Source organism: Lentzea sp. HUAS12 (assembly GCF_024125735.1).
Classification (GTDB): Bacteria; Actinomycetota; Actinomycetes; order Mycobacteriales; family Pseudonocardiaceae; genus Lentzea; species Lentzea albida.
In genome coordinates this window covers 9,301,995-9,326,271 of sequence record NZ_CP099738.1, presented here as the reverse complement: position 1 = coordinate 9,326,271, position 24,277 = coordinate 9,301,995, and the positions used below count along the sequence as shown (strand labels likewise).

Below are 24,277 nucleotides of genomic sequence, written 5' to 3'. Positions count from 1 at the left end.
GCGACCGCGTCCGCCAAGCGCGATCTGGTGTGCAGGGTTAGTCAGAAGCAACAGGGCGGTTGTTAGCCATGAGGCGAACGTTCACCTGTTCAGAGCACGTCCCACCACGTGGGCGGCCTTGGCCGGGGGCGCGCGGGATGTCAGAGTCGTGGTGTGTCCCAGGCATCTGTGCTCAGCACGCGCCGCCACGTCGACCTCCGTCGGCAGGCCAGCGCGATCTGTGCCGTGCCCGCCTTCGCCTGACCGGGAATCAGACGAACCCCTGCGAGAAGGGGAGGGACCGCGTGAGCCGCACCGCCGCCACCGTGCTCAGGTCCGTGCTGGACCACGGGCCCGTCGCGCGCAGCACCATCGCGCGCCTGACCGGGTTGAGCGCCGCCACCGTCACCAAGCAGTACGCGGAGCTCGCCGAGCGCGGGCTGGTGCGGGAGGTCGACACGCGGATCCCTCGCGTGACGATCGGGCGGCCGCACGTGCCGGTGGACATCGACGTGGACCGGCACGTGGTGTGCGGGGTGCACATCGCTTACGGGCACACGACATTGGCGCTCGTGGACCTGCGCGGGCGGGTGATCGCCGAGGAGCGCGAGGCGCACGACAGGCCGGAGGCCGGGCGGGCGCTGCGGCGGATCGCGGAACGGGTGCCCGCCTTCCTGCGCCGGCACGACCGCGTGCCGCTCGGGGTCGGGGTCGCCACCGGCGGGCGGGTGGACGACGGCACGATCGCCGAGCACAGCCAGCTCGGCTGGAAAGACGTGCACATCAAGGAGTTCCTGACTTCCGCGCTCGACACGTCCGTTCAGGTCGAGTCGCACTCGAGGGCGCTCGCGCGGGCCGAGCAGCTCTTCGGGGCCGACCCCAGAGCCCGCACCAGCCAGGTGCACCTGTTCGTGGGCAACGTGGTCGACGCGGCCATCGTCACCGGCGGCGCGGTGCACAGCGGGCCGGGTGGTGCGGCGGGCGAGATCGCGCACCTCCGGCTGCGCGGTGACGACACGCCCTGTCCGTGCGGTGCCACCGGGTGCCTGCAGGCGGCGGTGGCGGACAAGACGGTCGCCGAACGGGCCGTGGAGCTCGGCATCGTGCGCGAGCCGTTGGTGATGAACGTGGTCGACGCCGCCCAGGCCGGTGACCGCCGGGCGTTGGAGCTCCTCCGAGAACGCGCCGTGCTCGTCGGGCAGGCCGCGCGCCTGCTGCTCGACGTGATCAACCCGGACGTGCTCGTCGTGGTCGAGGTCGGTTCGATGTTCATTCCTGAATGCTGGGAGGTGTTGACAGGAGAAATAGGATCACGCAGTACCGAGGTGATTCGGAGCAGTTTCGGCAGGAACGTGCTGAGTGTGGCCGCCGGAGCCGTAGTACTCAGCGAACTCTATGGTCAACCGACTTATTTTCCGTGAGCGCAAAATAGACAGCGCAAGGCCCTGAACTGCAAGCTCGATGCATGACCTCAGTTCAGGAAAAGACCGCCACCGTCAAGCCGATCGCCGGGCACATCGGCGCGGAAATCTCGGGAATCGACATTTCCCAGCCCCTTCGCGCGGCCGATCTGGAAACCATTTACAAGGCACTCCACGCGCACAAGGTGATTTTCTTCCGGAACCAGGAGCTGGACCACGCGAGTCAGATCGCCTTCGGCCGGCAGTTCGGCGAGCTCACCTACGCGCACCCGCACGACGACGCCCCGCCGACCGGCTTCCCGGAGATCTTCACGATCGACCCGCGCCGCTACGAGGAGCGCTACGGCAAGGACTTCACCCAGCAGACCCGCAGGCGCCAGTACAGCTACTTCTCCGGCTGGCACACCGACGTCACCGCCGCGGTGAACCCGCCGGCCGCGTCGATCCTGCGCGCCGAGGTGGTGCCCGAGGTCGGCGGCGACACGACGTGGACGAACCTCGTCGCCGCGTACAACGGGCTCTCCGACCCGATCAAGTCCTTTGTGGACGGGCTGAGGGCCGAGCACCGCTACGGCGGCTCGGTGAAGGTCGCGGACGGCGCGTACGCCAAGCGCGTCAACGACAACCTGCTCGTCGCCGAACACCCGGTCGTGCGCGTGCACCCCGTCACCGGCGAGAAGGGCCTGTTCGTCAACCCGGGCTTCACGAGCCACGTCACGGGCGTGTCCGCGGCCGAGAGCAAGGCGGTCCTCGACCCGCTCTACGCCGAGATCACCCGCCCCGAGTACACCGTGCGCTTCCGCTGGGAACCGGGCAGCGTCGCGTTCTGGGACAACCGCGCCACCGCCCACCTCGCGCCGCGCGACCTGGAGCACCTCGACGTCCAGCGCACCCTGCACCGCGTCACGATCGTCGGTGACACCCCGGTCGGGCCGGACGGGCGCGAGTCCACGCTGCTCGCCGGCCGCCCGTTCACCGCCGACCACGCCGTCAAGGTCGACTGATGACCGCGGTCCTGCCGGGCGCCGACTTCAAGCAGGCGTTCCGCCGCCACGCCGCCGGGGTCGTCGTCGTCACCGCCGACGCCGAGCACGGACCGGTGGGGTTCACCGCCACCTCGCTCACGTCCCTGTCGCTCGACCCGCCGCTGCTGTCGTTCGGCATCGCGCACACGTCCTCGAGCTGGCAGCACATCAGGATCGCCCGCACGATCGTCGTCAACTTCCTGACCGCACACCAGGAGGCGGTCGCGCGGACGTTCGCCACGAGCGGCATCGACCGGTTCGCCGGAGACCACTGGCACCGCCTCGACACCGGCGACCCCGTGATCACCGGGTCGAACTGGCTGCGCGCCGAGACCCACCGGCTCATCGAGATCGGCGACCACACGGTCGTCATCGCCAGGGTCGTCGGCAGCGACATGTCCGACTCCTCCCCTCCCCTGCTCTACCACGACGGCTCCTACCACACGATCGGCCAGGTGTGACCGATGCTGACCCGACGTTCCCTGTTGCTCGGCCTCGCGGCTCTCGGCGCCGCGGGGTGTTCCGCGGGCAACTCCATCCCGCAGCAGGTCCTCGGCGACCTGCCCACGACGGCACCGCCGCCGGGCACCAAGCTCTCGATCTCCATCCGCACCACGCTCAAGCAGCTCGAAGCGAGCGGTGAGCTGGGCAAGCTCCCCTTCCAGGTCACCGACTGGCCGAACATCCAGGCCGGTCCGGACGTCATCCAGGCGTTCCGGGCGAAGTCCGTCGACCTCGGCGCCAACGCGGGCATCCCGCCGATCCAGGCGAAGGCCACCCGGCTCGCCACCAAGATCGTGGCCGTCGGCGAACGCGACGAGCCCCTCTACACCTACGCCACCAGACCCGGTTCGCCGATCAAGACCCTCGGCGACTTCAAGGGCAAGAAGATCGCCTTCAGCCAGGGCCAGGCGCAGGGCGTGGTCGTCCTGCGCACCCTCGAGGAACTCGGCCTCAAGATCACCGACGTCGAGCTGATCCCGTTGACCAGCAACCAGTTCCTCACCGCCGTGCAGGCGGGACAGGTGGACGTCGCGGTGCTGGCCGAACCGCAGCTCACCAAGTACCTCGGCCAGTACCCGGACGCGCGGGCGATCCAGATGAACTCCGTCGACCTGCTCACGGTCCTGTGGGCGCCGGTCGAGGTCCTCAACGACCCGGCGAAGCTCGCCGCCATCAAGGCCTTCATCCCGTTCTGGGCCCGCGGAACCGTGTGGAGCTACGAGAACCCCGACAAGTGGGTCGACACCTACTACGTCAAGGACCAGAACGTCTCCAAGGCCGACGGCGACCGGATCGTGCGGTCCCAGCCCCCGCTGACCTTCCCGACGAACTGGGACCGCGCGGTCAGGTGGGAGCAGGAGACCTCGGATCTGCTGGCAGAAGGCGGTTTCGTCGAGAAGTTCGACGTCACGGACCTCTTCGACCGCAGGTTCGAGAAGGTCGCCGCCGAGGCCGTCGACGCGAAGTACCGGAGCCGGACATGACCCACGTGCTCGACCGCCCCGCCGCCCTCACGACGCCCACGTCCCCGGCCCGACGCACCCGCCTCGGGCTCGGCAAACCCATCCCGTACGGGCGGGTCCTCGGCCCGGTGCTGATCATCGCCGTCTGGAGCGTCGCGTCCGCGACCGGCGCTCTCGACCCGCGCATCCTCAGCGCACCCTGGACGATCGTCCACACCGGAATCGAGCTGACCGCGAACGGCAAGCTCCCCGAGAGCGTCCTGACCTCGCTGCAACGCGCCGCGCTGGGCTTCTTCTTCGGCGCCACAACGGGAACACTGCTCGCCATCGCGTCCGGGCTGAGCCGAGTCGGCGAGGCGCTGATCGACGGCACCGTCCAGGTCAAGCGCGCCATCCCGTCGCTCGGCCTGATCCCGCTGCTGATCCTGTGGCTCGGCATCGGCGAGGAGTTCAAGGTCGTGGTCATCGCGATCAACATCGCGACGATCATGTACCTGCAGACCCACGCGGCACTGACCGGCATCGACAGCAGGTACGTCGAACTGGCGGAAGCCGTGGGCCTGAAACGCTCCCAGTACGTCCGCAAGGTCGTCTTCCCCGGCGCGCTGCCCGGTTTCTTCCTCGGCCTGCGGCTCGCGGTCACCGCATCGTGGCTGTCGCTGGTCGTACTGGAGCAGATCAACGCGACCAGCGGCATCGGCTACCTGATGTTCCAGGCCCAGAACTACGGCCAGACCGACGTGATCGTCGTCGGGCTCGTCGTCTACGGCCTGTTCGGGTTCGTCTCCGACGCGCTGCTGCGCATCGCCGAACGGAGGGCGCTGGCATGGCGACGCACGCTGTCCGGGTGACCGGCCTGACCCGGGCCTTCCAGGAGCGCAAGGTCCTCGACGACCTCGACCTCACCATCGCGCCCGGCGAGTTCGTGGCCCTGCTGGGCCGCAGCGGTTCCGGCAAGTCGACGCTGCTCAAGGCCATCGCCGGTCTCGACCACGACGTGACCGGCAGCGGCGAGCTCGACGTGCCCCACGAGGTCGCCGTCGCGTTCCAGGACTCCCGGCTGCTGCCGTGGCTGCGCGTGCTCGACAACGTCGAGCTGGGCGTGAAACCGGGAAAGGGCAAGGCAGTGCTGGAAGAGGTCGGTCTCCAGGGCCGCGAACGGGCGTGGCCCGCCGAGCTGTCCGGCGGCGAGCAGCAACGCGTCGCGCTCGCCCGCTGCCTCGTCCGCGAACCCCGGCTGCTGCTGGCCGACGAACCCTTCGGCGCCCTGGACGCGTTGACCCGCATCAGGATGCACGACCTGCTGCGCGAACTCTGCGCGAAGCACCGGCCCGCCGTCCTGCTGGTCACGCACGACGTCGACGAGGCGATCGAACTGGCCGACCGCGTGGTCGTCCTGCAGGAGGGCCGCATCGGCCTCGACCTCCCGGCGCACGACGCCGACCGCACGCACCTGTTGTCCGCACTCGGCATCGGAGTAGCCGCATGACGCTCCACCTCAACCTGTTCCTGCACGACACCGGTCACCACGAGGCGTCGTGGCGCCTGCCGGAGTCGGATCCCCTGGCGCACATCGACATCGCCTACCACCAGCGGATCGCGCGCATCGCCGAGGAGGCGAAGTTCGACTCGGTGTTCCTCGCGGACTCCCCGGTGCTGTGGGGGAACCCTAGCCGCCGCCCTTCCGGCAAGATCGAACCGACCATCCTGCTGACCGCGATCGCCGCCGTCACCACGAGGATCGGCCTGATCGCGACGGCGTCCACCACCTACAACGAGCCGTTCAACCTCGCCCGCCGGTTCGCGAGCCTCGACCACGTCAGCGGCGGCCGCGCCGGCTGGAACATCGTCACGACGGCGGGCGACGACGCGGCCCGCAACTTCGGCCTCGACGCCCAGCCCGCCCACCTCACCCGCTACGACCGGGCGGCGGAGTTCGTGGAGGTGTCGAAGAAGCTCTGGGACTCCTGGGACGACGACGCGATCATCGCCGACAAGGCCTCAGGGGTGCACGCCGTCGACGACCGCGTCCACACCATCGACCACGTCGGCCCGCACTTCAAGGTCCGCGGCCCGCTCAACGTCCCGCGCTCACCGCAGGGCCACCCGCTGCTGGTCCAGGCGGGCAGCTCCGAGGACGGCAGGGACTTCGCGGCGAGGTACGCGGAGGCCGTCTTCACCGCGCACCAGACGCTGGAGGACGCGGTCGCGTTCTACCAGGACGTCAAGCGCCGGGCGATCGAGTTCGGCCGCGACCCGGACGAGGTCAAGATCCTGCCCGGCCTGGTCCCGGTCATCGGCGCCACGGAAGAGCAGGCGCACGAGCTCGACGCCGAACTGGAGCGGCTGATCGTCCCGGAGCACGCGGCGAGGCAGCTCGCGGGCCTGCTCAAGGTCGACCACCTGGAACTCGACGAGGAACTGCCCGCCGACCTGCCCGACGAGGCCGCGATCGAGGGCGCCAAGTCCCGGTACACGCTGATCGTGGAACTGGCCCGGCGCGAACGGCTCACCGTGCGGCAGCTGATCGGCAGGCTCGGCGGCGGCCGCGGCCACAACACCTTCACCGGCACCGCGCTCCAGGTCGCCGACACGATCGAGGAGTGGCACCGGGCGGGCGCGGCGGACGGGTTCAACATCATGCCCGCGGTGCTGCCGTCCGGGCTGGAGCGGTTCGTGGACGGCGTGCTGCCGGTCCTGCGCGAGCGCGGCCTGTTCCGCAGCGAGTACACCGGCACGACGCTGCGCGAGCACTACGGCCTGCCCCGCCCGGCCGACCAGTTCGGCGCGCTATCCGTGTGACGGGTGCCCGTACAGCCCCGCACCGGTGAACTCCAGCGCCGTGAGGAACGCGGTCGAGGCCTGGTAGGAGGCCTCGACCAGTTCCGCGGTGTGCGAGAAGTCCAGCGGCGTCACGGCCTGCACGGGCGGACCGGGCAGGTACAGCACCGGCGCGCTCTGCGACGCGAGCTCCACCTCCAGCACGGCCTGGTTGCGCATGCCGAGCGTCGCCCAGAACAGCAACGTCTCGGCGAGCGTCTCCGGCACGGCCGGCAGGTGCCCGGGGAACGCGCAGTCGAGCACCACCAACGACTTCGCGCCCATCGCGAGGGCCTGGCGGATCGGCACGTTCGCCAGCACACCGCCGTCGTAGAGCACCTGGTCGCCGATGCGCACCGGCGGGTACACGCCCGGGATCGCCGCGCTGGCGAGGATCGCGGGTATCAGCTCGCCCTCGGTGATGTTCACGGCCTCACCGGTCACGCCGTTCACCGACACCGCCCCGAACGGCAGCGCGAGGCCGGCGAAGTCGGCACAGCCGTCGAGCCCGTCCGCGAGCACCGAGGCGAGCCCGGTGTTCGGGAAGAGGTAGGTCTTGTTGGTGCGCAACGACCTCAGCTGTGCGATCGGCCCGCCGGGGAACACCCGCTGCCGCGTCATGCCCTCCCACAGCACCGCGAGCCGTTCCGCCGCCTTGTCCGGGTCCAGGGCGAGCAACGAGCCGTTGACCGACCCGACCGACGTGCCGACGACCAGGTCGGGCCGCACGCCGTGCTCCCGCAACGCGCGCAGCATGCCGACCTGCGCGGCACCGAGGCTTCCCCCGCCTCCGAGCACGAAGGCGACTGGTCCAGGCAGTTCGATCGTCACGTCCGGTGATCCTAGAGCTGACCAGCGACGAAGGCTGGGTTTGGTCTACACTGAAGTCACTGAGTGCACAAGCAGTGGGATCGCCAGCTCTGCCCGCGTCCGCGCGCCGTGCATCCCGGTCAGCCCGCTCAGCAACGGCTCGGCCTGGCTGCGCACCACCACGTGCTCGTCCCGCATCGCCACCACGACGTCCCCGATCCGGTCGGCCGCGAGCGGGCTCACCCGCCCGAACCACCCGGCCTCCACGGCGTCCTCCCGCGTCAGCACGTCCGCGCGGTCGCCGAGGAACTCCCGCCACGTCGAGAGCACCTCGTCGCTGTCCACGTGCAGGTACCGCACCCGCGGCTCGCCCGCGATCACACGAACTCCCTGCCACAGCAACGGTTCCGTGTCGAAGTCGATCCGCTCTCCCACGGTGACCATGCCGTGGTCCGCCGTGACGACGAGCTGCGCGCCGGAAGGCAGCCGCGCGGCGATCCGCTCGGCCAGCGAGTCCACGAACTCCAGCTGCACCAGCCACTCCTCGGACCCCGGCCCGTAGAAGTGCCCGATCGTGTCGAGGTCGGCGTGGTAGGCGTAGCAGAACGACCGGTCCTGCTGGACGGCCGCGACGGCCCCGAGCGCCAGGTCGCCGAACCCCGCCACGCCGCGGAACCACGACCCGCGGAGCACCGCCCTGGTCAGCCCGGACGAGCGGTGCAGCAACGGCGCGACCGCGCTCACCGCGACCCCGGCGGCCGCCGCGCGTTCGAACAGCGTCGGGTGCGGCTGCACGACCTCGGGCACGAGCGTCTTGCGCAGGTCGTGGCCGTGGTCGGCGGCCCGCGACCAGGTCAGCGAGTTCAGCACCTCGTCGCCGACGGCGAACGTGTAGCCGACGATGCCGTGCTCACCGGAGTGCAGCCCGGTACCGATCGAGGCGATGCTCGTGGCCGTCGAGGACGGGAACCCGGCGTCGATCGAGCGGTCCGGCAGCGAGGACAGGAACGGCGCGTGCGAGGCGTGCGCGCGCAGCAGCTCGTGGCCGAGGCCGTCGACGAGCAGCAGGACGACACGCCGGGCCGGTGGCAGGCCGAGCGTGTTGTCGGCGCCCGGAACTCCCAGGCCCGACAGCAGTGAGGGGACGACCGCGGCGATGGTCATGAAGGACACCGTGCCACGTCGAATCCGGCAGCGGGCAGAATGGCGCGCTGTGACAACGCTCATCCACCAGAAGATCGCTGACGAGCTCGGCGTGGCCGCAGGCCAGGTCGGCTCTGCTGTCGAACTGCTCGACGGTGGCGCGACCGTCCCGTTCGTCGCCCGCTACCGCAAGGAGGCGACCGGCGGTCTCGACGACGCCCAGCTGCGCACGCTCGAGGAACGCCTCGGCTACCTGCGCGAACTGGAGGAGCGCCGGGCGGCCGTCCTCAACTCCATCCGCGAGCAGGGCAAGCTGAACGACGCCCTCGAAGCGCAGATCCTCGCCGCCGACTCGAAGGCGCGGCTCGAGGACCTCTACCTGCCGTACAAGCAGAAGCGCCGCACCAAGGCCCAGATCGCGAAGGAAGCGGGCCTGGAACCGCTCGCCGACGCACTTCTGGGTGACCCCGGCCTGAACCCGCAGGAAGAAGCCGCGAAGTTCGTCGACCCCGCCAAGGAGGTCGCGGACGCCGCGGCCGCCCTGCAGGGCGCGCGGGCCATCCTGGTCGAGCGGTTCGGCGAGGACGGCGACCTGATCGGCGAGCTGCGCGAGCAGATGTGGACGCGCGGCCGCGTCGTCTCCAAGGTCCGCGAGGGCAAGGAGACCGAGGGCGCCAAGTTCTCCGACTACTTCGAGTTCGACGAGCCGTTCGCCAAGCTGCCGTCGCACCGCATCCTGGCGCTGTTCCGCGGTGAGAAGGAGGAGGTCCTCGACCTCGTCCTGGAGCCGGAGGAGCCGCGCGAGGAGGGCCCCTCGACGTTCGAGGCGCGCATCGCCTCCCGCTTCGGCATCGACGACCAGGGCCGTCCCGGCGACAAGTGGCTCACCGACACCGTCCGCTGGGCGTGGCGCACGCGCATCCTCGTGCACCTGGGCATCGACCTGCGCGGCCGGCTGCGCTCGTTCGCCGAGGACGAGGCCGTCAAGGTGTTCGCCTCGAACCTGCGCGACCTGCTGCTGGCCGCCCCGGCCGGCACGCGCGCCACGATGGGCCTCGACCCCGGTTACCGCACCGGTGTGAAGGTCGCGATCGTCGACGCCACCGGCAAGGTCGTCGCGCACGGCGTCATCCAGCCGCACGTGCCCGCGAACCGCTGGGACGAGTCGATCGCGAAGCTCGCCGCGTGGGCGAAGCAGTACGACGTCGACCTGATCGCCATCGGCAACGGCACGGCCTCGCGCGAGACCGACAAGCTCGCCGCCGACCTGATCAAGCGCCACCCGGACCTCGGCCTCACCAAGATCGTCGTGTCCGAGGCGGGCGCGTCGGTGTACTCGGCGTCGGCCTACGCGTCGTCCGAACTGCCGGGCCTCGACGTGTCGATCCGCGGCGCCGTCTCGATCGCGCGCCGCCTGCAGGACCCGCTGGCCGAGCTCGTGAAGATCGACCCGAAGTCGATCGGCGTCGGCCAGTACCAGCACGACCTGGCGGAGTCCAAGCTGTCGCGGTCCCTGGACGCGGTGGTCGAGGACTGCGTGAACGCGGTCGGCGTCGACCTCAACACCGCGTCCGTGCCGCTGCTGACCCGCGTCTCCGGCATCACCGCCGGTCTCGCGGAGAACATCGTGCTGCACCGCGACTCGAACGGCCCGTTCAAGACCCGCAAGGCGTTGATGGACGTCGCGCGCCTGGGCCCGAAGGCGTTCGAGCAGTGCGCGGGCTTCCTCAAGATCCGTGGGGGCGACGAGCCGCTCGACGCCTCCTCGGTGCACCCCGAGGCGTATCCGGTCGTGCGCCGCATCCAGGAGGCCGCGGGTGCCGAGCTGATCGGCAACACGGCGGTGCTGACGAAGATCCGGCCCGAGCAGTTCGTGGACGAGCAGTTCGGTCTGCCGACCGTCACGGACATCCTGAAGGAGCTCGAGAAGCCGGGCCGCGACCCGCGTCCGGCGTTCAAGACGGCGACCTTCGCGGACGGCGTCGAGAAGATCGCCGACCTCAAGCCCGGCATGGTGCTGGAAGGCGTCGTGACGAACGTGGCCGCGTTCGGCGCGTTCGTGGACATCGGCGTGCACCAGGACGGTCTGGTGCACATCTCGGCCCTGTCCAACACCTACGTGAAGGACCCGCGCGACGTCGTGAAGTCCGGTGACGTGGTGCGGGTGAAGGTGCTGGAGGTCGACGAGGCCCGCAAGCGCATCGGCCTGACGCTGCGGCTGACCGACGAGCCGGGCAAGCCCGCCCCGAAGCAGGGCGGCGGCGGTGGCCGTGACCGCGGCGGCCGTCCGCAGCAGCGCGGTGGGCAGCAGCGCGGCGGCCAGCAGCGCACCTCCCCGCCGCCGGCGAACGGCTCGATGGCGGACGCGCTCCGCAAGGCCGGATTCGGCAAGTAAGTCCACAGAAAACGGCCCCTCCACCCGGAGGGGCCGTTTCTCATTTGGCGACTACTTGGCGCGCGTGCCCTTGAGCTTCACGAGCTCCGACTCGAACAGCTCCTCGACGGTGGTGAGACCGCCGGGCGCCTTCGAGTCGACCTTCGTGACGTAGGACTGGGTGGCCGAGGGCCGTCCCACCAGCGAGTAGTGCAACGCGCTGGTCAGGCCCTGGGTGTCGAGGCCGTTGGTGCTGTGGAACGCGTCCAGCACGCCATCGCGCGAGAGGTCGCCGTTCTGGCAGGCCTTCTCGATGACGGAGAGGAACACCTTCGCGACCGTGTAGCCGTGGTCGACGTAGATCGCGGGCTTGTCGTTCGGGTAGTACTTGTTGAACGCCGCCGCGACCTCGCGCGGGCCTGGCTGGCTGCCGGTGAACGGTGCCACCGACGTCACCACGGACACCTGCTTCTCCACGGCCGGACCGACCGGGGAGTCGAGGATCGCGGTGTCGAAGCCGACCACGTTGACCATGAACGGCACCTCCCACTTCAGCGCCGCGGCCACCCCGACGGCGGCGGCGGTCTGGGCGGGGGTGGTGCTGAGCACGACGGCCTTCGCGCCCGCGGCCTTCAGCGCGGCGATCTGCTGCGTGAGGTCGGCGGTGGTCTCGCTGATCGGCTGCTCGGCGATCTTCATGTTCCACTGCGTGCCGACGAAACGGCTGCCCTCGACGGCGTTGTCGCCGTAGCTGCCCTGGGCGTACACGTGGCCGACGGTGTCGCCGTCCTTGATCACACCACGGCGCTTGTAGTGATCAAGTCCGTTGATGACGTCGAGGTCGTACGTGGTGCCGACGATCATCATGTGCGGGTTGCCGAGCAGCGACGCGGCCCACGACGCGGGCGCGGTGAGCGTCCGGGTCTGCATGATGTCGGGCTCGATCGCGGCCGTCATCGGCGTGCCCGCGAGTTCCAGCAGGCCGAGGACCTGCGGCTCCAGGTCGAAGTAGGCGTCGAGTGCCTTCTGGACGTCGTACGCGTGGTCCTTCTGCTTGAGCTCGACCTTGCGACCGCAGATGCCTCCGCGGTCGTTGACCTGCTTCAAGTACAGCTCGTAACCCTTCATGCGGGTGAGCGCCGACGCTTTGAACGGCCCTGTCATGTCCGTGAGGATGCCGAGCGAGATCGTGTCGTCGGTAACGCCCGGCCCGGTCTTGACCTGGGCCTTCGCGTCTTCCTTTGCGCCACAGCCGGCCACCAGGACGGCTAACGCCAAGGCGGCGGAGGGCAGTACGCGGCGGAGGGGCATGCAGAGGTCCTTGTCCAAATGATCGAGGCATACTAAGCGGTAGCTCAGTATTGGGCGGAGGCCCGCATAATGCCCCCTTATGTGCTACGGAACACAGCACCGTAAGGTTCAAGTAACTTCCACTTGGTTACGGAGTGTGCTAGCTCTTCGGTACCGAACGAAATGAGATACGCGTGATCGGTCACATCGCGGGTATCCGGGCAGGGTGAAAATCGTCGTCACCGGTGCGTCCGGCAACGTCGACGGCACCGAGCACGTGCTCGCCGCGCGCGTGAAGGGTCGACGAGTCGTGGACGCTGACGGGCATCGCGGACAACACCTACAGCGCGCACAAGGTGCGGCTGGAGGAGCTGGTCGGCCCGCTGCTCCCGCCGAGACTGCTGCCGTACCTGCCGGTCCCGTTGTGGAACGACCTGCGCCTGCAGCTCGTGCACGCGGACGACGTGGCGCGCGCGATCGTGGCGATAGTGGAGCGCAAGGCGTTGGGCGCCTTCAACCTCGCGGCCGAACCGGTGCTGACGGCACCGATGATCGCGGGCCGCGTGGGCGCGACGTCGCGCCTCGGGCTCCAGCCCCTGACCCCGGAGTGGGTCCGGATGGCCGACCAGGCGCCGCTCGTGAACACCACACGAGCACATGAAGATCTGAAATGGTGGCCCGAACACGACGCGCGCGATGTGCTGCGCGAGGTCATGACGGCAATGGGAGGACGTGCGTGAACGAGGTCGACGCGGTCGTCATCGGCTCCGGTCCGAACGGGCTGGTCGCCGCTACCCTGCTGGCGGACGCGGGCTGGGACGTGCTCGTCCTGGAGCAGCGCGACACACCGGGCGGTGCCGTGACATCGGCCGAGATCACCGCTCCGGGCTTCACGAACGACGTCTACAGCGCGTTCTACCCCCTCGGTCTGGGTTCGCCGGTCATCGGCGCGTTGAACCTCGACGTGCAGTGGGAGCACGCACCGGCCGTGCTGGCCCACGTGCTGCCGGACGACCGCGTCGCGCTCCTGTCCCGCGACGTCGACGTCACCGCGAAGTCCGTCGGCACGTTCGCCGACGCGGACGCGGACGCGTGGCACGCCGCGTTCGCCCAGTGGCGGCGGGTCCGCGACAGCGTGCTGGACAGCCTGCTGCGGCCGTTCCCGCCCGTGCGCGGTGGTGTCTCGTTGCTGCGCACGCTGGGCCTGGGCGACACGCTGCGGCTGACGCGCCTGCTGACCCAGCCCGTGCGGCGCCTCGGCGAGGAGCTCTTCTCCGGTGAGGGCGCACGGGTGCTGCTGGCGGGCAACACGATGCACTCGGACCTCGGCCCGGACCAGGCCGGTGGCGCGGGCTTCGGCTGGCTGCTCGCGATGCTCGCCCAGGACGTCGGCAACCCGGTCCCCCGCGGCGGCGCGGGAGAGCTGGCCGCCTCGCTGGTCCGCCGGTTCGGTGGACGCATCGAGACCGGAGCGAAGGTCACCGACGTCCTGCACGCGCGCGGTGTGGCCGTGGGTGTGCGTCTGGAAGACGGCTCGGTCGTGCGCGCACGGCGTGCGGTGCTCGCCGACGTGCCCGCGCCCCGGCTCTACCTCGACCTGATCGGCGGCGACGCGCTGCCGGCGAAGCTCGCGGACGACCTGAAGCGGTTCCAGTGGGACGGCGACACGATCAAGGTCGACTGGGCGCTGTCGGGCCCGATCCCGTGGCGCAACGCGGAGGCCTCGCAGGCGGGCACCGTGCACCTCGGCGGCGACGTCAACGGGCTCGCGACCGTCGCGCACGAGCTGGCGTGCGGCAAGGTGCCGCGCAACCCGTTCATGATCCTCGGCCAGATGACGACGACCGACCCGACCCGTTCCCCGGCCGGCACCGAGGCCGCCTGGGCCTACACCCACGTGCCGCTGGGCGGGGCCTGGACACCGGACCGCCTGAAGCGCCGCGCCGACCGCCTGGAGCTGATGATCGAGGAACGCGCACCCGGCTTCCGCTCGCTCATCCAGGCCCGGTCCGTGCTCGGCCCCGACGACATCGGCTCGGTCAACGGCGGCACGGCGGCGATCCACCAGCAGCTCGTCTTCCGGCCCGTGCCCGGCCTCGGCCGCGCGGACACCCCGTTCGACCGGCTCTACCTGACGGGCTCCTCGGCGTGGCCGGGCGGCGGCGTGCACGGCGCGGCGGGCGCGAACGCGGCACGGGCGGCACTCGCCCGCTGGGGTGCGGCGGGCGAGCTCTACCGGACGGTGGTGCAGGGCCTGCAGAAGGCGATCTACTGACGACCCCTGGCCAGGTCGCCCAAGCGCTGCAAGGTCTCCTTGTTGCGGGGCGTCAGCAGGACGTCCTGCACGGCCTTGGGCATCAGGGTCGACGGCCCGCGCACCACCCGCTCGGCCATGCGCACCTCCGTCCGCGACTCCCCGCGCGCGTGCAGCGTGAACGTGATCCGCGCGGCCCCGGCCGGCCACAGCCGCGCATCGAGTTCGAGCAGCTCGCGGGGCTCGCAGCGGACCACCTCGGTGGTGTCGCTGATGACGAGCGGCCACGGCCCCACGCTGTGGTGGATGCGCGTGCCCGGCTCCGGCCAGCCCTCGTCCACGTCGCGGATGTGCGACGCGCCGACCACCCATCCCGCGTACGACCAGCCGTCGGCGAGCACCGCCCAGACGGCGTCCACAGGCGCTTCGACGTTCAGTGCGACCTCAGCCATGCGCAGGAGGTACCCCGTCGATCAGGAAGCAATCCGGCGGGGGCGGCGGCTTTCGGCCTTGCGCCGCAGGTGGTCGGCGGTGAGCTCCAGCTCGCGGATGCGCAGCGCCTGGTAGCGCGGCGAGAGGCGGAGACCGACGGTCCCACTGAGGCGCTCGATCGCCGACGCCGCGCGATCGAGCCGCCTCCTCGCCGCTTCCAAGCCGCCGGCTCGCAGCATCTGCAGGCAGTTCTCGGCCTCGCAGTTGTACGAGCGCAGCATCAACGCAGACCAGTCCTCGACCAGCCTGCGCCCAGTCGCGTCCGATCCGTTGTAGGTGGCCTGCCCGCCACCCTCGACGGCCGCACCGGCCTTGATCAGGGCCTTCATCTCGTCGTGGAGGAGGTCGAGCCGCGCCTGGTGGTCGGCGACGGCGACGCGTTCGACGACCCAGTCCGGCTGAGCGGTCCCGCGTTCCCTGCGACCGAGCATGCCCACCTCCCCGATCAGCGACGAAAGGCCCATGCCCCTCTCCATCGCAAGGAGGAATCCGCCGTTATCCCCGGCGCTACGCGCTCACCCCATCGAGTGATCCCACGAAACGCACGAACCCTTCGGGGTCCTCGCTCGTGGCGGACTGCTGCAAGATCACGCTGGTCGCGCCCGCCTCGGCCACCTGGGCCACCAGGTCCGTGACGAACGCGGAGTCCCGCGAGTCCGTCTCGACGTAGACGACGACGGGGTGCTCACGGGTCGAGCTGATGGCCTTCACCCTCGCGAGGTCCGCCGACGCGTCGAGGATCGTGCCGTCGCCGACCTCGCCCGCGAGGTCCAGCGTCTTCATGCCGAGCCCGCCCACGTAGATCGGCATCGGCGCGGACGGCGGCCAGTCGAGCGCCACGCCGTCGAGCTGCACGTACCGGCCCTGCACGGTGACGCGTTCGCCGGCCAGCAGCGCCTTCAACGCGCCGGTGTACTCCCGCAGCAACGTCAGCGGGGACGCCACGCGCGCGCCGACCTGACCCATCCAGTCCTGCACGCCGTGCCCGACGCCGATCGTGACGCGACCCGGGAACAGCCGCTCGAGCGTCGCGGCCTCCATCGCGGTGATCGCGACGTTGCGCAGCGGCACCGGCAGCAGGCCGACGCCGACCTTCAACCGCGAAGTCCAGGCCAGGGCGGCGGAAGCGCACGCGATGCCGCTCTCGAGGAAGCAGTCCTCCCACAGCCACAAGGAGTCCACACCGGACTCCTCCGCGGCGAGGACGACGGAGCGCAGGTTCTCGGGAGGGAGCTGGGGCCGGTAGACGGCGCCGAGTGTGGTCACCCGTCCAGTACTACCGGCCCCACCCCCGGTTCAGCAACAGCTCAGCAGCCGCCGCAGTTGTAGTAGGTGACGTCCCAGTGGTTCGACTCGAGGTAGTAGATGTTCCCCGCGCCGGACTTCCACTTGTTGCCGCCGATGGACGAGAACGTGCCCTTGATGTAGTTGGTGATGCAGCTGGACAGCCGGTAGTCCACCTTGTAGCCGTTCCAGTGCGAGTAGGTGCCCGACGCGTGGCCGGTCTCCGTGCCGCCGGTGATGGTCAGCGCACAGCCCGACGCGCTCTTGAACGTCTTGGCGCCCGCGATGGTCGTCTGGTTGATCTGCTCGAACGACGTGCAGTTCGACCTGTTGCGGTCACTGCAGTTACCGCTCGAGTCCCACGCGATGCCGGCCGCGCGCAGCTGTGCGGTCGCCTGTGCGTGCGTGTACTTCGCCGGGGCCGCCGACGCGACGGACGCGCCCATGACCAGAGCGGCGAACATCGCGACCACGGCTGCGATCGTGCGAACGAACATGTGCTCCCTCTCCTCAAGCCCAAGGTGCCGCGACGCTAGGAAGGAGCGGTAAAGGAAGGCCTAAAACGGCCTTAGGCCGATCTTTGGCGCCTCAGTGGACAGTTCCGGTCGTCACCAACTGCAAGTCGATCGGAGCAACAAGCATGCGCATTCGCCACGCTCTCGCGGCGACCGCCATCTCGCTGGGGCTGCTCGGCGGCATGAGCGGCATCGCCCAGGCCGCGCCGGAGGGTCCTGCCGAGCAGGAGGTCTCCCTCTCGCAGGTCCAGGCGGCGGCCGGGTACGGCGGTTCCATCAGCCGCACCGAGGTCATCAAGCGCGCCAAGGACTGGTGGGACCGCAAGGTCCCGTACAGCCAGTCCGCGTACGCGTGGGACATCAACAAGGGCAAGAAGTACCGCACGGACTGCTCGGGCTTCGTCTCCATGACGTGGAAGCTCACGACCAGCCGCAACACGCGCAACCTGGACGAGGTCGCCACGAAGATCTCGTGGGCGAACCTCAAGCCGGGCGACATGATCCTGCGCAACGGCCACGTGAAGCTGTTCGAGAAGTGGGCGAACTCCGCCAAGACGTCCGCGTGGATCTACGAGGAAGGCAGCACCGCGACGGACATGGACCACGAGACCGTGACCATCTCGTCGCTGAAGAGCGGCGGCTACGCCCCGTGGAAGTACAAGAAGATCACCGGCTGACCCTGAGGGGCGCGAGGCCCCACTGCGACCGCCACTGGTGCACCTCTCCCTGCTCTCTCGTGCCCAGTCGTGCGAACAGGACGGCGGCCTCGTCCCAGGAGCGGTCCGCGCCCGCGACGTCCCCCAGACGGGCGTGGACCGCTCCGAGGTCCCGGAGCGTGCGGGCGCGCCACAGCGGCAGGCTCAGGTCGTTCCACACCGGCAACAGGTCGGTCAGCACGATCCGCGCGCCGGCGTGGTCGCCCGCCGCGAGCCGCCACTCCCCCAGCGTCCGGCGCACCAGGGCCTCACCGAACCGGTCCCCGACGTCGCGGCACCCGTCCAGCGCCTGCTGGATCAACTCCTCGGCGGGATCCAGCAAACCCTTGCGCAGCAACACCTTCGCCCACGCCTGGGCGGTGTAGCAGCCGAGCAGCTCGTCGCCGGTGCCCTCCACCATCTCGTGGGCGCGGCGGATGTGGTCCTCGGCGAGGTCGAGCTCACCGCGGGCGCGGTGGACGAGCCCTATCCCCCGGGCCGCCAGCGCCTCGCCACGACGGCTGCTGGCCTGGCGGTAGGCCGCCTCCGCGAGGCGGAGGGTGCCGAACGCCCCCTCGTCGTCGCCGAGTTCCCGCCGGATGGAGCCGAGTCCGTACAGCGCGTGCGCCTCGCCCTCGGGATCCGTGCCCTCCAACAGGTCGCGGGCCCTCTCCAGCGCCTCCAGCGCGCACGGGTACTGGCCCAGGTCACGGCACACCATGCCGATGCCGTTCATCGCGACGGCCTCACCGCGCACGTCGCCCAGGTTCACGAACAACGTCTGCGCCGTCTCGAACCACGACCGCGCCTCGACCAGGTTGTCCCGCTTGTAGTGCATCTGCCCGAGACTGCACCGCAGCACCGCCTCCAGGCGCAGGTCTCCCGCCCTCCACACGGACTCCAGCGCCGCCGTGTGCGTGCGTTCCCATGCCTCGTAACGGTTCCTGAGCCCGAACCACGCGAACACCAGCACCTCGGCCAGCTGCGACGCCATCTCCGCGAGACCGAGTTCCGCGGCGCGTTCCACGAGCCTGGTCAGCAACGGCTCCTCGCTCGCGAACCAGGCGTCCTTGTCCGTCGGGCGCGCCGCCGAGGCGACGACGCCCAGCGTGTCCTGCATCCGCGGCACCGCCAGGAAGAGCTGCTCGGTCAATCCGTCCACAGTGGACAGAGCGGCGACCACGGCCCTGCGCACCACGTCCTCGCGTTCCTGCCGCGCGTCCTCGGCCTCGGCGAGCTCACGGGCGTGCAGCCGCACCAGCTCGTGCATCCGGTACCGCGCACTGCCGATCACGTCGAGCAGCCGGGCGTCGACGAGCTGGTCGAGCACGTCCTCGTCGAGCAGGTGCGCCCACAGGAAGCTCGGCACCTCGGGCAGCCCGAGGAACCCGAAGATCCGGTACGCGCGGCGGACGTTCTCGTCGAGCGCCCGGTAGGTGAGCTCCAGACCGGCCCGCACCGCGAGGTCGTCCGCGACGAGCTCGTCGAGCCGGGACCGTTCGTCGGAGAGCCGCCGGACGAGCTTCGACACCGGCCAGTGCGCGCGCCCGGCGAGCCGCGCGCCGGTGATCCGCACCGCGAGCGGCAGGTACCCGCACAGCCGCGCGACCTCCTGGGCCTGGTCGGGTTCCGCCGCGACCCGGTCGTCACCGAGGATGCGCTTGAGCAGCGTGACGGCCTCGTCGCTGCTCAGCACGTCCAACGGGATGCGGCGCACGCCCTCCAGCCCGCACAGCCTGCTGCGGCTGGTGATCAGCGTCAGGCAGCCGGGACTGCCCGGCAGCAGCGGCCGGACCTGCGACACGCTCGTGACGCCGTCCAGCACGATCACCACGCGCCGCCCGCTGACCGTGGCCCGCCACAGCGCCGCGCGTTCCTCGGCGGACTCCGGGATGCGTTCGCTCGGCACGTCCATCGCGCGCAGCAACGCGTCCAGCGCCCCGGACGGCGAGTGCAGGTCCACGAACAGCTGCCCGTCCGGGTACCGGTCGGCGAGCCGGTGCGCCGCGTGCACCGCCAACGCGGACTTGCCGACCCCGGCCGGGCCCTCGACCCACCAGACGCCGCCGTCGCTGTCGAGGAGCCTGCTCAGCTCCCGGTCGCGCCCGGTGAAGTCGCCCGCGTCGCGCGGCAGGTAGTTGCGCCGGCTGTCCCGCGAGCCCTCCAGCACGTCCCGGTAGAGCTGCTGCAACTGCTCGCCGGGCTCGACCCCCAGCTCGTCGACGAGCACCTTGCGCGTCTCGCGGAACACCCGCATGGCGTCCGCGCGCCGCCCGGCCCGCGCGAGGGCGGTCATGAGCTGCCCGCGCAACCGTTCGGCCAGCGGGTACTCGGCGACGAACGCCCCGAGCCGGTCGACCAGCTCGGCGTGCCGCCCCAGCGCCAGCCCGGCGTCGACCCACGCCTCGGCGGCCGCGAGCCGCTGCACGTCGAGGGTCTGCGCGAACACCACGGGCGTGCCGCGCCAGAGCTGCAGCGCCCGGTCCAGGGTGTCGACCCTGACCTTCAGGTCGGCCTCGTCCCCGGCGGAGGCCACCAGCCTGCGGAACGCGTGCAGGTCGACGTCCTCGGGTTCGGCGTTGAGCACGTACCCCGCCGCCCGGTGCTCGACCGGCAACCCGGCGCGGCGCAGGCTGGAGATGTGCACCTGCAGCGACTTGCGCGCCTGCGGCGGCGGCTCCTCGCCCCAGATGAGGTCGATGAGCCGCTCGACCGGCACGACCTTGCCGCACTCGACCGCCAGCACGGCCAGTATCTGCGCGGGCTTCGGCGGCACCGCCGGTTCGACCGGGCCGAGAATCCTGACCTCCACTGCGCCCCCACCGGTGTTGAAGATTCACCAATTTCCGCACGGCATTGTCGGATTTTGACGCAGCCGGACCTGCAGAGGTTCCACTTCTGGGTGAATGCACTCGAACGGACGCAGATCTGGATGCAACCAGACCAGACCCCACTCCGTCCAGCCCACTTTCAGTGGGCATGAATGTGAAGTATTGTTCTGGTTCTAGACGCTCGCTTTGAGCCGCCCGAACTCCTCGGCCAACGCCGGCAACTGCCAGTGCGCGTTCAGTCCGCTCGGATTCGGCAGGATCCACAACCGGGCCCCTCCCACGGTGTCCTGCTGCGCGCCGACCTGCGCCTTCTTACACCCGAAGGCCGCGCGGTAGACGGTCACACCGAGGATCGCGAGAACCTTCGGTGAATACCTCTCGACCTTTTCCGCGAGAACGGTCGCACCTTCCCGCATTTCGTCAATTGTTAATTCGTCGGCCCGCGCACTGGGCCGCGCGACGACGTTCGTGATGCCGAGCCCCAGTTCGAGCAGCTTCTCCTGCTCGCCGGGCGCGAACTGGCGCGGCGTGAACCCGGACAAATGCAGAGCGGGCCAGAACCGGTTTCCGGGCCGCGCGAAGTGGTGCCCGGTCGCCTCCGACACGAGCCCGGGGTTGATGCCGCAGAACAGCACGTCGAGGCCGGGCTTGATCACGTCGCCAATCACGCGCCCAAGCCTACGAGCTCACCGCCGGCACCCGCGGGCGTGGCGTCCACATCGTGTAGCCCGCCCGGCGCGCGTCCTCCGGCGAGTGGAAGAACGCGTCCCCCTTCATGCGCTTGTAGTACGGCGACTCGGGGGTGTGGAACATCATCGTGCGCGAGTTGGCCTTGATCGCGGGCGCGGGGCCCGCCGCCTCCTCCATGATGGACAGCGGCTGCGCCTCGGCGGCGGCGGTCTCGCGCGAGCGCATGGTGAGCCACGTCAGCAGGACGCCGGCGAGGAACGCGCCCGCGCACAGCAGGAACATCTGGAAGAAGAACCCGAACACCGCACAGCTCCTAGCTCGTGGTCGTGAAGTCCTCGTCGACGCGCAGGCCGGGCGCGGCCGAGCGCAGGGCGTCGCTCAGGGAGCCCGCGCGGGCGGGGTCCGCGACACGCGCCGACGCGGTCAGGCGTCCTCCGTGGACGACACCGGTGAACTCGGTGACGTCGTGGGCCAGCACCGCGCCGAGCAGCGCCGCGGTCACGGCGGCGGACGCGGGCAGGCGTTCACCGGCGTCGGCGGTGATCACGTCCGTGACCCGGAGGGCGGTCAGCGCGCGCACCGCGTCCACGACCTCCTGGCGCTCCTCGCCGGACACGGCGGTGCCGGCCAGGACGATCTCCGACGACCGCACCGCCAGCACGAGGTGGCCCTCCGGAGCGGAGTGCGCCGCGAGCCCCAGGGACGCGAGCAACGCCGGCACGACGAGCGCACCGACGGCAACGCGTTGCGTCAACTGCACGCGCTTGGACTATCTCATTCGGCTGATCGGCTGCCACCACCCGAGCGGAAACGCCCAGGACGGGCCGCCTCAATTCACTCGTTCGTGGACACGACCACGGGTTCGCCGGCCGCCACCAGGCGCCAGTCCGTCCCGGTGAACGCCGCGGGGTCCAGCACGCCCGCCGCCTTCACCCAGTCGATCAGCAGCTGCCGGATCTCCTGCTGCTGGTTGTGCAGCACGGGCGCCGACGCGATGTGCGGGAAGTCGCCGCCACCGGCCTGCCGGTAGTTGTTCACGGCCACGGCGAACTCGGCCGAGTCGGAGACCGGCGCACCGTCGTAGGAAAGCCCCACGATCCGCGACCCGACCGGCCGTGCGATGTCCACGTCGTACGTCAGCGGCGCGGACAGCCCGTGGGCGATGTCGAAGTTGTAGTCGGGCACGTCCGCCGACACCTGCTCGGCGGAGAACGGGCCGGGACCGCTCACCTGCCGGAAGTACCGCGCCGACTCCTCCAGGAAGTCGCGCAGCTGTCCGCCGGTCATCCGCACGCCCACCAGCGTGTTGTCGAAGATGTACAGCCCGGCGACGTCGCGGAGGGACACCTCGCCCGCCGGGATCGCCGCCCTGCGGTTGAAGGGCGCGCACAACGACACCACCGGCAGCGACGTGGACTTCGCGATCTCCAGCGCCTGCACGTGGTTGATGAACCGCAACGCGGGCGTGTCCTCGAACCGCGACCGGGACGCCGACATCGCCGCGGCGCACGTCCCGATCCGCGCGTTGACGTACGAGACGACCCGTTCGTGGTCGTGCCGCAGCAACCGCACGATCCGCGGGTCCTCCCGCACGGTCGACGACGACAGCACGGACGACCGCGACGCTTCCAGTTCCCACTGCCCGTCGTGGCGCAGGTCGAACTCCATCACGGACAACCGCTTGCCCCAGTACAGCGGCTCGGTGAGCAGCACCGGCCGCCCGGTCACCTTGTTCGTGACGATCCGCGAGGGGATCTCCACGTGCGCGTGCCCGACCAGGATCGCGTCGATCCCCGGCACGGTCTCCGCCAGCAGCTCGGAGCAGTTCTCCGGGAACGGCACCTGGTCGCCCAGCGACGACGACAGGTCCGCCCCGGAGTGCGCGACCACGACCACGAGGTCGGACCGGCGGCGGATCTCCGGGACCCAGTGCAGCGCCTGCTCCACGAGGCCGGGGAACGTGAGCACGCCGTCGACGTGCTCCCGGTCCCACACGGCGATGCCGGGGTTCGTCAGCCCGAGGATGCCGACGCGCAACGGCGGCCCGCCCGTGCGCCACACCGTCTTCACCACGTACGGCTCGAAGGCCGGCAGCCCGGTGCCCACGTCCAGCGCGTTCGCCGCCAGCAACGGGAACTCGAGCTGCCGTTCGAACGTCCGCAGCACCGGCAGCCCGTAGTTGAACTCGTGGTTGCCCAGCGCGGCGGCGGTGTAGCCGATGGCGTTCATCGCGGCGGCCATCGGGTGCACGTGCGCGCCACGCGTGATCGGCTCGACCTTCGCGTAGTAGTAGGCGAGCGGTGTGCCCTGGATGGTGTCACCGGCGTCGAGCAGCAACGTCCTGTGACGCCCCACGGCCGCACGCACGTCGTTCACCAGCGTCGAGATCTTCGCGATCCCGACGTCGTCGTGCGCGTAGTCGTCGAACTCGCGGTCGAGGTAGTAGTCCCAGTTGAACAGGTTGCCGTGCAGGTCTGTGGACCCCATGACCGTCAGGGTGAACGTGCGCACGCTCACCTCCGGTCGTGGTCGGGCCGATCACCCGACCATAACCGCTCACACTTGACCCCAAATCACCTCGTGGGAGGGGCCTGCCCGGTGCGCTGGCCGCGCTGACCAGGTTCGACGACGCTGGAGGCGACGGACTTGCCGTCTTCTGTGGTGGCGATCACCGTCACGGTGTCGCCTTTCTCGACACCTTCGGCCACGGTGTCGGCGTCGATCACGTACGTCTTGGTGTAGCCATCGGTCGACTTCACCTCCACGGACGAGTCGCTGATCGCGGTGACCTCACCGGTCTGGAACTCGCCGTGCGTCGCCGAGCCGGTGCCGAGGCCGAAACCGCCGCGCATGCCTCCGCCCGCACCGTCCGGCGGTGCGCCGCCCATGCCGCCGGGTCCCATCGCCCCGGTCTCCTGGCCCGTGCCGCTGGCCGCGTAGATCGCGACGCCACCGGCACCGGCGATCGCGACGGCGATGGCCGCGGCCGCCACGGTCTTCTTCGCGGTCCACGCCGGGCGAGCCCCTTCCTGAGGCGCTGCCTGGGGTGCTCCCCACTCCGGGGGCTGTTGTTCGGTCATGCAGCCACCGTGTCGGCGCCACCTGTGCCGAACCTGTGTGCGCCGTAGGCCTGAGCTGTGGGCATCGCTCACAGCTGGTACACAGGATCCGCGTTCACGATGGGAGCC

The 24,277-nt window shown here is 70.3% G+C and carries 25 protein-coding genes; 12 read left to right on the top strand and 13 right to left on the bottom strand.

The genetic code is table 11. The features are described 5' to 3' along the window. The first annotated feature begins 108 nt into the window (after window positions 1–108). The 8 genes from ND450_RS46185 to ND450_RS43940 are packed head-to-tail and all read left to right on the top strand — an operon-like array spanning window position 109 to window position 6,693. Entirely contained in the window at window positions 109–243 is a 135-nt protein-coding gene (locus ND450_RS46185; protein ID WP_371927596.1) for a putative leader peptide, read from the top strand. 41 nt (window positions 244–284) lie between these two features. Continuing rightward, window positions 285–1,400 (top strand): ROK family transcriptional regulator, encoded by a 1,116-nt coding sequence (locus tag ND450_RS43970; RefSeq protein WP_253323848.1) that lies wholly within the window; start codon window positions 285–287, stop codon window positions 1,398–1,400. 44 nt (window positions 1,401–1,444) lie between these two features. Then, window positions 1,445–2,404 carry a TauD/TfdA family dioxygenase gene (locus ND450_RS43965; RefSeq protein ID WP_253323847.1) on the top strand — a complete coding sequence of 320 codons (960 nt, stop codon included), beginning with the start codon at window positions 1,445–1,447 and terminating at the stop codon, window positions 2,402–2,404. Beyond that, window positions 2,404–2,886 carry a flavin reductase family protein gene (locus tag ND450_RS43960; protein WP_253323846.1) on the top strand — a complete coding sequence of 161 codons (483 nt, stop codon included), beginning with the start codon at window positions 2,404–2,406 and terminating at the stop codon, window positions 2,884–2,886. Before ND450_RS43965 ends, ND450_RS43960 begins: the two co-directional genes overlap by 1 nt. Before the next feature lie 3 nt (window positions 2,887–2,889). Next, on the top strand, window positions 2,890–3,912 hold the full coding sequence (locus ND450_RS43955; RefSeq protein ID WP_253323845.1) for an ABC transporter substrate-binding protein: 1,023 nt from the start codon (window positions 2,890–2,892) through the stop codon (window positions 3,910–3,912). Beyond that, a complete protein-coding gene (locus tag ND450_RS43950) occupies window positions 3,909–4,742 on the top strand; it encodes an ABC transporter permease (protein WP_253323844.1) in 834 nt (277 codons plus the stop codon). The genes ND450_RS43955 and ND450_RS43950 overlap by 4 nt, the downstream gene beginning before the upstream one ends. Then, window positions 4,718–5,380 carry an ABC transporter ATP-binding protein gene (locus tag ND450_RS43945; RefSeq protein ID WP_253323843.1) on the top strand — a complete coding sequence of 221 codons (663 nt, stop codon included), beginning with the start codon at window positions 4,718–4,720 and terminating at the stop codon, window positions 5,378–5,380. The genes ND450_RS43950 and ND450_RS43945 overlap by 25 nt, the downstream gene beginning before the upstream one ends. Next, window positions 5,377–6,693 carry an LLM class flavin-dependent oxidoreductase gene (locus ND450_RS43940; protein WP_253323842.1) on the top strand — a complete coding sequence of 439 codons (1,317 nt, stop codon included), beginning with the start codon at window positions 5,377–5,379 and terminating at the stop codon, window positions 6,691–6,693. Before ND450_RS43945 ends, ND450_RS43940 begins: the two co-directional genes overlap by 4 nt. On the opposite strand, the gene ND450_RS43935 is transcribed toward ND450_RS43940, so the two are convergent. Together ND450_RS43935 and ND450_RS43930 are read right to left on the bottom strand one after the other, a co-directional pair. Next, window positions 6,682–7,542 (bottom strand): patatin-like phospholipase family protein, encoded by an 861-nt coding sequence (locus ND450_RS43935; protein WP_253323841.1) that lies wholly within the window; start codon window positions 7,540–7,542, stop codon window positions 6,682–6,684. The two genes, ND450_RS43940 and ND450_RS43935, sit on opposite strands and share 12 nt — an antisense overlap. A 45-nt stretch (window positions 7,543–7,587) precedes the next feature. Then, window positions 7,588–8,685 carry an alkaline phosphatase family protein gene (locus ND450_RS43930; protein WP_253323840.1) on the bottom strand — a complete coding sequence of 366 codons (1,098 nt, stop codon included), beginning with the start codon at window positions 8,683–8,685 and terminating at the stop codon, window positions 7,588–7,590. Between the two features lie 49 nt (window positions 8,686–8,734). On the opposite strand from ND450_RS43930, the gene ND450_RS43925 reads away from it, so the two are divergent. Next, window positions 8,735–11,059, top strand: coding sequence for a Tex family protein (locus ND450_RS43925; RefSeq protein WP_253323839.1), 2,325 nt, complete (start codon window positions 8,735–8,737; stop codon window positions 11,057–11,059). 51 nt (window positions 11,060–11,110) lie between these two features. Here ND450_RS43925 and ND450_RS43920 read toward each other — a convergent pair whose 3' ends face one another. Then, the gene (locus ND450_RS43920) at window positions 11,111–12,349 is read right to left on the bottom strand and encodes an ABC transporter substrate-binding protein (protein WP_253323838.1); all 1,239 of its coding nucleotides are present in this window, start codon (window positions 12,347–12,349) and stop codon (window positions 11,111–11,113) included. 335 nt (window positions 12,350–12,684) lie between these two features. Here ND450_RS43920 and ND450_RS43915 point away from each other — a divergent pair, with 335 nt between their 5' ends. Beyond that, the gene (locus ND450_RS43915) at window positions 12,685–13,068 is read left to right on the top strand and encodes a hypothetical protein (RefSeq protein WP_253323837.1); all 384 of its coding nucleotides are present in this window, start codon (window positions 12,685–12,687) and stop codon (window positions 13,066–13,068) included. Then, window positions 13,065–14,603 (top strand): NAD(P)/FAD-dependent oxidoreductase, encoded by a 1,539-nt coding sequence (locus ND450_RS43910; RefSeq protein WP_253323836.1) that lies wholly within the window; start codon window positions 13,065–13,067, stop codon window positions 14,601–14,603. Before ND450_RS43915 ends, ND450_RS43910 begins: the two co-directional genes overlap by 4 nt. On the opposite strand, the gene ND450_RS43905 is transcribed toward ND450_RS43910, so the two are convergent. From ND450_RS43905 to ND450_RS43890, 4 genes are read right to left on the bottom strand one after another with little or no spacing between them, the layout of a single operon-like run. Next, entirely contained in the window at window positions 14,597–15,034 is a 438-nt protein-coding gene (locus ND450_RS43905) for an SRPBCC family protein (RefSeq protein WP_253323835.1), read from the bottom strand. The two genes, ND450_RS43910 and ND450_RS43905, sit on opposite strands and share 7 nt — an antisense overlap. Before the next feature lie 21 nt (window positions 15,035–15,055). Then, a complete protein-coding gene (locus ND450_RS43900; RefSeq protein ID WP_253323834.1) occupies window positions 15,056–15,538 on the bottom strand; it encodes a DUF4041 domain-containing protein in 483 nt (160 codons plus the stop codon). 43 nt (window positions 15,539–15,581) lie between these two features. Beyond that, on the bottom strand, window positions 15,582–16,340 hold the full coding sequence (locus tag ND450_RS43895) for an LLM class flavin-dependent oxidoreductase (protein WP_253323833.1): 759 nt from the start codon (window positions 16,338–16,340) through the stop codon (window positions 15,582–15,584). Window positions 16,341–16,381: 41 nt separating this feature from the next. Next, window positions 16,382–16,855 carry a hypothetical protein gene (locus tag ND450_RS43890; RefSeq protein ID WP_253323832.1) on the bottom strand — a complete coding sequence of 158 codons (474 nt, stop codon included), beginning with the start codon at window positions 16,853–16,855 and terminating at the stop codon, window positions 16,382–16,384. A 143-nt stretch (window positions 16,856–16,998) separates the two neighbouring features. On the opposite strand from ND450_RS43890, the gene ND450_RS43885 reads away from it, so the two are divergent. Continuing rightward, window positions 16,999–17,550, top strand: coding sequence for an NlpC/P60 family protein (locus ND450_RS43885; protein WP_089913635.1), 552 nt, complete (start codon window positions 16,999–17,001; stop codon window positions 17,548–17,550). On the opposite strand, the gene ND450_RS43880 is transcribed toward ND450_RS43885, so the two are convergent. From ND450_RS43880 to ND450_RS43855, 6 genes are all read right to left on the bottom strand, one after another. Continuing rightward, window positions 17,540–20,380: a BTAD domain-containing putative transcriptional regulator gene (locus ND450_RS43880; RefSeq protein WP_253323831.1), complete on the bottom strand. Its 2,841-nt coding sequence runs from the start codon at window positions 20,378–20,380 to the stop codon at window positions 17,540–17,542. The two genes, ND450_RS43885 and ND450_RS43880, sit on opposite strands and share 11 nt — an antisense overlap. 192 nt (window positions 20,381–20,572) lie before the next feature. Continuing rightward, entirely contained in the window at window positions 20,573–21,067 is a 495-nt protein-coding gene (mug, locus tag ND450_RS43875; RefSeq protein ID WP_253323830.1) for a G/U mismatch-specific DNA glycosylase, read from the bottom strand. A 10-nt stretch (window positions 21,068–21,077) separates the two neighbouring features. Continuing rightward, on the bottom strand, window positions 21,078–21,392 hold the full coding sequence (locus tag ND450_RS43870; RefSeq protein WP_253323829.1) for a hypothetical protein: 315 nt from the start codon (window positions 21,390–21,392) through the stop codon (window positions 21,078–21,080). Window positions 21,393–21,402: 10 nt separating this feature from the next. Further along, a complete protein-coding gene (locus ND450_RS43865) occupies window positions 21,403–21,849 on the bottom strand; it encodes a hypothetical protein (protein ID WP_253323828.1) in 447 nt (148 codons plus the stop codon). A 74-nt stretch (window positions 21,850–21,923) separates the two neighbouring features. Next, the gene (locus ND450_RS43860) at window positions 21,924–23,600 is read right to left on the bottom strand and encodes a bifunctional UDP-sugar hydrolase/5'-nucleotidase (RefSeq protein WP_253323827.1); all 1,677 of its coding nucleotides are present in this window, start codon (window positions 23,598–23,600) and stop codon (window positions 21,924–21,926) included. 62 nt (window positions 23,601–23,662) lie between these two features. Further along, on the bottom strand, window positions 23,663–24,169 hold the full coding sequence (locus tag ND450_RS43855) for a DUF4249 domain-containing protein (RefSeq protein ID WP_253323826.1): 507 nt from the start codon (window positions 24,167–24,169) through the stop codon (window positions 23,663–23,665). Window positions 24,170–24,277: the final 108 nt, after the last annotated feature.